Origin of the sequence: Enterococcus sp. DIV1094, from assembly GCF_017316305.2 — a bacterium.
In the GTDB taxonomy this organism is placed as follows: Bacteria; Bacillota; Bacilli; order Lactobacillales; family Enterococcaceae; genus Enterococcus_B; species Enterococcus_B mangumiae.
Genome location: NZ_CP147250.1, coordinates 2,033,991 through 2,040,000, shown reverse-complemented (window position 1 = coordinate 2,040,000; position 6,010 = coordinate 2,033,991). Strand labels below are relative to the sequence as shown.

The window sequence follows — 6,010 nt, the reverse complement described above, 5'->3', positions numbered from 1 at the left end:
CCCAACATCTCACGACACGAGCTGACGACAACCATGCACCACCTGTCACTTTGCCCCCGAAGGGGAAGCTCTATCTCTAGAGTGGTCAAAGGATGTCAAGACCTGGTAAGGTTCTTCGCGTTGCTTCGAATTAAACCACATGCTCCACCGCTTGTGCGGGCCCCCGTCAATTCCTTTGAGTTTCAACCTTGCGGTCGTACTCCCCAGGCGGAGTGCTTAATGCGTTAGCTGCAGCACTGAAGGGCGGAAACCCTCCAACACTTAGCACTCATCGTTTACGGCGTGGACTACCAGGGTATCTAATCCTGTTTGCTCCCCACGCTTTCGAGCCTCAGCGTCAGTTACAGACCAGAGAGCCGCCTTCGCCACTGGTGTTCCTCCATATATCTACGCATTTCACCGCTACACATGGAATTCCACTCTCCTCTTCTGCACTCAAGTCTCCCAGTTTCCAATGACCCTCCCCGGTTGAGCCGGGGGCTTTCACATCAGACTTAAGAAACCGCCTGCGCTCGCTTTACGCCCAATAAATCCGGACAACGCTTGCCACCTACGTATTACCGCGGCTGCTGGCACGTAGTTAGCCGTGGCTTTCTGGTTAGATACCGTCAAGGGGTGAACAGTTACTCTCACCCTTGTTCTTCTCTAACAACAGAGTTTTACGATCCGAAAACCTTCTTCACTCACGCGGCGTTGCTCGGTCAGACTTTCGTCCATTGCCGAAGATTCCCTACTGCTGCCTCCCGTAGGAGTTTGGGCCGTGTCTCAGTCCCAATGTGGCCGATCACCCTCTCAGGTCGGCTATGCATCGTGGCCTTGGTGAGCCGTTACCTCACCAACTAGCTAATGCACCGCGGGTCCATCCATCAGCGGCACCGTAAAGCGCCTTTCAAACCGAAACCATGCGGTTTCGATTGTTATACGGTATTAGCACCTGTTTCCAAGTGTTATCCCCTTCTGATGGGCAGGTTACCCACGTGTTACTCACCCGTTCGCCACTCCTCTTTTCCCGATGGAGTAAGCTCCGGTGGAAAAAGAAGCGTTCGACTTGCATGTATTAGGCACGCCGCCAGCGTTCGTCCTGAGCCAGGATCAAACTCTCATAATATGCTAGTTCCTCACAGCAATAGCTGATGTGGAACTGTAGTTCGAAATTTACTTTCGAACATCATAATAGTTCATTTGTTAAGCTCAATTTGTTTGCTAGCATATTGCTTGCTTGTTAAAAATGTTTGTTGTCTTGAATTGAATCAAGACGCCCTACACATTTGGTTTGTCTTACTTTGTTCAGTTTTCAAAGGTCTACGTGATAAATGAAACACAACTGCTTCAATTCATCGTTTGTGATTGCCGTAGCAACTTTTATATCTTAGCAAACTCTCGGATGATTGTCAACTATTTTTTAAAAGTTTTTTGAACTCGTTTTTCACGAGGTCGTTTTAGCAACTCACTTATCATAACTTATCGTTTGTTATTTGTCAATACCTTTATATGCTAAAAACTCTTTTGTATCAGCTTCTAAAAAATCGACTAACAAGTCAACTCAGTTATATTAACACGGGTTCTCCCGATGGTCAATAGTTTTTTGATGTTTTTCTGAACATTTTCAAAAGAACATATTTCCGAATCAACGTTGTCTAATTTACCATGCCACCTATCAGTCGTCAATAGTTATTTTCGCCTTATAAAAAGAGAAGGTTTTCAAATATTTTTAGATTGTTCGGGTTATCTTCTTATTCCACTATTTTCTTCTCATATTCAGATGAAAACCCACTAAATCCTGAACATTCAACCATTACTTATTAAAAAAAGTGACAAAAAAAGAAGTTTGAAAGAAATTCAAACTTCTCTGAAAGTCATGCTTGTTATCAAAAATGATCACCTATTACTCGTCTTTTGGTTAAAAGATCGGTACGCCATCTACTTCATAAATCCCTAGTACCGTACGCATTTGTCCTGGATCTTCCCAATGATAACCTTCGCCTAACTGTTCTTGTTGATTTTTCTGTTCTGTTTCAAAAACGAACAGCGGAACATTTTCTTGATTGATATGAGTATTCGTCAACTCCATCAAGTTTATTTTACTCACGTCAATATGAACGATTTCTTTCAAAAAACTAAGTATATTTGCCAAACCAGTCTTATCATTTGAGTGGTCTGCGAATGCGAACTCTAATTTATTCTCTATTGAATGAACTAAAAATTTTTTAGATCCATCCTCCAAATGCAACATAATTGTACCAGCGACTCTTTTGTTTGCCAAAATTTCCACCTCGATCAACTTGTTTATGGCTTACAAGAGAATTTTAGCATATTTTCAGAAAAAATACACTTTTTATTTCCTAGATTCTTTTTGATCAAGTTCGACTAAGGCTTCTTTGATCCATATGGGTAACTGCTTTTCAATCGTCGCAAAACCTATTTTTTTATTTTTATTCGTAAAGTAACGTTTTCTCCGATATGGGATCGAAGGTACTTTCTTTTCTAGGGTACGTAACGACAGACTGATTTTTTTCGAATACTCATCAATATCAATGATTTGCACAGTCACCGGTTGTCCCACTTTCAATAATGTATGAATACTTTTTGTATAACCAGATTGCACTTCTGATACGTGGATCAACCCCTGCGTTTCTTCATCGAGTGAAACAAATGCGCCATATGGTTGTATTCCAGTAATTTTCCCTTTGATTATTTCGCCTATTTTATAAGTCATATACTTCCCTCTCTTCGCATTTATCATTATACTGTAAATATTCAAAAAAAAGAAGTTCTGTTCTTGCACATGAAATAGGAGGTTTTATAGATGGATCACTTTGACGAGTTCATTTCAAGAAAAAATACAGATAGCGTGAAGTGGGATGCCATTTCGCAAACATATCATATGGATGACCTTTTACCGTTATGGGTAGCGGACATGGATTTTCTTGCACCCCAAGGAGTCATTGACGCCTTTGAAAATTATCTACAAAAAGGGATTTTCGGTTATTCGATCGTACCGGACGGTCTTTACCGCTCTGTGGTCGATTGGGAGCAGAAGCACCACCATGTGACACTGACAAAAAACGACGTTCTTTTTACCAGCGGTGTCTTGGTTAGTCTTTCAATGGCGCTCCAAGCATTTACAGCCCCAGGTGATGCGGTTTTGATCCACGATCCGGTTTATCCACCTTTTGGCGCAATCGTCGAAAAAAACGAGCGTCAGCTGATCCGAAGTTCTTTGAATAAAAGAGCTGGACATTTTGAGATGGATTTTCAAGACATGGAAGAAAAAATCATTTCAAAAAAAATAAAAGCAATTATTTTATGTAATCCACATAACCCAGGAGGCCGTGTTTGGACTAAAAAGGAACTCAAACAATTAAGTGATCTATGCTTAAAGTACGACGTCTTCTTATTTAGTGATGAGATCCATCAAGATATTGTCTTTTCCGGACATGAATTCACGTCGATGCAAACGATCGATCCTACGCTTTCCAGATTGTTGATCACCTTTACTTCTGCAACTAAGACGTTTAATCTAGCCGCAATAAAAAATTCAATGGTCTTTATTAAAGATCCTGATTTAAAAAATCGGTTTATAAAGCAACTAGAAAAGAATCAACATCAAGGAATCAATACTTTCGGCTTATTAGGTACTCAGGCTGCTTACGAAACTGGAGAGGAATGGTTGAAAGAGTTACTCGTATATTTAGAAGAAAATGTCGAGGAGGTTATCACTTTTTTTGCAGAACACCTGCCTGATGTCGAAGTGATGAAACCAGAAGGAACGTATCTGATGTGGCTTGATTTTTCTGCGTATACACAGGATGATCGTCTCCTTGAAAAACAACTCATCAAAAAAGGCAAAGTTGTCTTAAACCCTGGAATCAGTTTTGGGCCAAGCGGCCATAGTCATATGCGCTTGAATGTCGCTTGTCCGAAATCAGTGTTGAGAGAAGGACTTTTACGTATCAAACGTTCATTTATTGACTGAAAAAGATGAACCTATTCATTGAACGCAAGAATCTCACACCTGTTGTCATCTGTTATTCTCTAAGTTAAAAAAGAAGCACCGAACACCAAAAGCTGGAAAAGCTTCAGGCGTTTCGGTGCTTCTTTCATTCGTTATCCGCTCTTAAAAAAATGATTCTATTCAGAAATCTCGATCGTTTCGATCACTACATCATGTACTGGACGATCTTGTGGTCCGCGTTGTGCATTTGCGATGTCATCAACCGTATCCATTCCTTCAAGTACATGTCCAAAGACTGTATGACGGAAATCAAGCCATGGAGTCCCACCATTTTTGTACGCTTCAATGATTTCGTTCGGGAATCCTGCGCCTTCTAATTGACTAAGCATATTTTCTGGCACGTTCGTATTATTAACAATAAAGAATTGGCTTCCATTTGTATTTGGACCAGAGTTAGCCATTGACAATGCGCCGCGTAGATTGAACAATTCACGACTGAACTCATCTTCAAAGCTTTCACCGTAAATGCTTTCGCCGCCCATGCCTGTACCGGTCGGGTCGCCTCCTTGAATCATAAAATCAGGAATCACGCGATGGAAGATCACGCCGTCATAATACCCTTTTTTTGCCAATTCAACAAAGTTTTGGACTGTTTTAGGTGCCAACTCGGGAAATAGTTTTACTGTAATATCCCCACGATTCGTTTTTATAAGGGCTTTAGGCCCCTTTTCATTTGCTAGATCAAGTTGTGGAAATGCCATATTTTCTTCCTCCTAAATATTCTGTCTTCATGTGTAATCATAACATATTCTATTGATATACGGTAAAGATGAGCCACAAGAAAATCAAAAAAATACTGTTGTAGAACGTGAAGATCAATAAATATTTACTTCGCCATTGTGGGTATTGCTTGATGATTATTTTATAGGAGATCAGACTTGCCATCGAAGCAATCAATGTTCCTAAACCTCCTAAGTTCGTACCAATGATCAACGCCTTGATATTTTCCGTATAGCTTGATAATAGGATTGCCGCAGGAACATTACTGATCAATTGACTTGCAAAAATGCTTGCACTGACTTCATGATGCGCAATACTTTTTTCAAACAAAGCTTGGATCATATCAACTTGTTTGATATTCCCAATAAAGATAAAGAAGAAAATAAACGTAAACAATAAGGAATAATCGATTTGTTTGAACAGTCTGCGATCATTGACAAGAACACATGCACTGACTAAGAGCAATACGACATAATGCGGGATCACCCCACTGACTGCCAGAAGACAGGTGAAAAATAGAGCAAAATAAAAAATGAGTTGCGACCTTTTTACAATTATCTCTTCCGTATCCGCCAAATCAATTGTCCTTTTTTTGACTCTTACTAAGATCGATACAACCAACAAGAAAGCTGCAGCCAATGTATAGGGTAACATCAACTGTAAAAATCCGACTAATTGCAGATGAGATTGTGCAAATAAATATAGATTTTGTGGATTACCGATTGGCGTGAACATACTGCCTAAATTACCGGCGATCGTCATCAACGTAACGATGACCGGCAGCATCGCAACCAGTCCAACCATTTCTGCTATCAATAGACCAAATGGGACAAAAATGATCAGTGCCACATCATTCGTGATCAACATACTGCTGATAAATGGGAGAAAGACTAAAATCAAGAGGATGTCTCTTGTAGTTTTTGTCTTTTTGATCAAATAATTGCCTAGAAAGTCAAAAAATTGTTGTTGGCGGATTCCTTCGACGATCAACATCAAACAAAAAAGAAGGATCAATGTGTGAAAGTCAATATAGGAAAGATAGTTGAGGGACGGCGGAATGAGAAACATCGTCCCGATTGCTAATAGAAAAGACAGGGTTAATATTCCATCTTTCCTTGCATAGCTGGTTATTCTTTTTATCATAAAATTCTACCTCTTAGATTTAAACATTTAGTACTAGTAAAATAACTCTATTTAGTTAATATTGAAAGTAAATAAGCTACAGTTCAGATAACTACGCATATTTTTCAAGGAATTCTTGTCCCATAATCAGGC

At 39.9% G+C, this 6,010-nt stretch carries 5 protein-coding genes and 1 rRNA gene (1 of these 6 running past the window's edge); 1 reads left to right on the top strand and 5 read right to left on the bottom strand.

The window, feature by feature from the left end:
* From DOK79_RS09730 to DOK79_RS09720, 3 genes are all read right to left on the bottom strand, one after another.
* Window positions 1-1,108: ribosomal RNA gene (locus DOK79_RS09730) — 16S ribosomal RNA — on the bottom strand; it reaches 452 nt to the left of the window's first position.
* A 792-nt stretch (window positions 1,109-1,900) separates the two neighbouring features.
* On the bottom strand, window positions 1,901-2,263 hold the full coding sequence (locus DOK79_RS09725) for a hypothetical protein (RefSeq protein WP_206859017.1): 363 nt from the start codon (window positions 2,261-2,263) through the stop codon (window positions 1,901-1,903).
* A gap of 72 nt (window positions 2,264-2,335) precedes the next feature.
* Entirely contained in the window at window positions 2,336-2,716 is a 381-nt protein-coding gene (locus DOK79_RS09720; protein WP_206859016.1) for a CvfD/Ygs/GSP13 family RNA-binding post-transcriptional regulator, read from the bottom strand.
* Window positions 2,717-2,806: 90 nt separating this feature from the next.
* Between DOK79_RS09720 and DOK79_RS09715 the strand changes: the two genes are divergently transcribed.
* The gene (locus DOK79_RS09715) at window positions 2,807-3,976 is read left to right on the top strand and encodes a MalY/PatB family protein (RefSeq protein WP_206859011.1); all 1,170 of its coding nucleotides are present in this window, start codon (window positions 2,807-2,809) and stop codon (window positions 3,974-3,976) included.
* A 155-nt stretch (window positions 3,977-4,131) separates the two neighbouring features.
* On the opposite strand, the gene DOK79_RS09710 is transcribed toward DOK79_RS09715, so the two are convergent.
* Together DOK79_RS09710 and DOK79_RS09705 are read right to left on the bottom strand one after the other, a co-directional pair.
* Window positions 4,132-4,716 carry a peptidylprolyl isomerase gene (locus DOK79_RS09710; RefSeq protein ID WP_206859010.1) on the bottom strand — a complete coding sequence of 195 codons (585 nt, stop codon included), beginning with the start codon at window positions 4,714-4,716 and terminating at the stop codon, window positions 4,132-4,134.
* 49 nt (window positions 4,717-4,765) lie between these two features.
* Entirely contained in the window at window positions 4,766-5,878 is a 1,113-nt protein-coding gene (locus tag DOK79_RS09705) for an SLC13 family permease (protein ID WP_206859004.1), read from the bottom strand.
* Between the last annotated feature and the right edge of the window lie 132 nt (window positions 5,879-6,010).

Coding starts and splice junctions, on each gene's coding strand:
- DOK79_RS09710 (WP_206859010.1), bottom strand. CDS start 4,716: ATGGCATTTCCACAACTTGATCTAGCAAATGAAAAGGGGCCTAAAGCC.
- DOK79_RS09720 (WP_206859016.1), bottom strand. CDS start 2,716: ATGACTTATAAAATAGGCGAAATAATCAAAGGGAAAATTACTGGAATA.
- DOK79_RS09715 (WP_206859011.1), top strand. CDS start 2,807: ATGGATCACTTTGACGAGTTCATTTCAAGAAAAAATACAGATAGCGTG.
- DOK79_RS09705 (WP_206859004.1), bottom strand. CDS start 5,878: ATGATAAAAAGAATAACCAGCTATGCAAGGAAAGATGGAATATTAACC.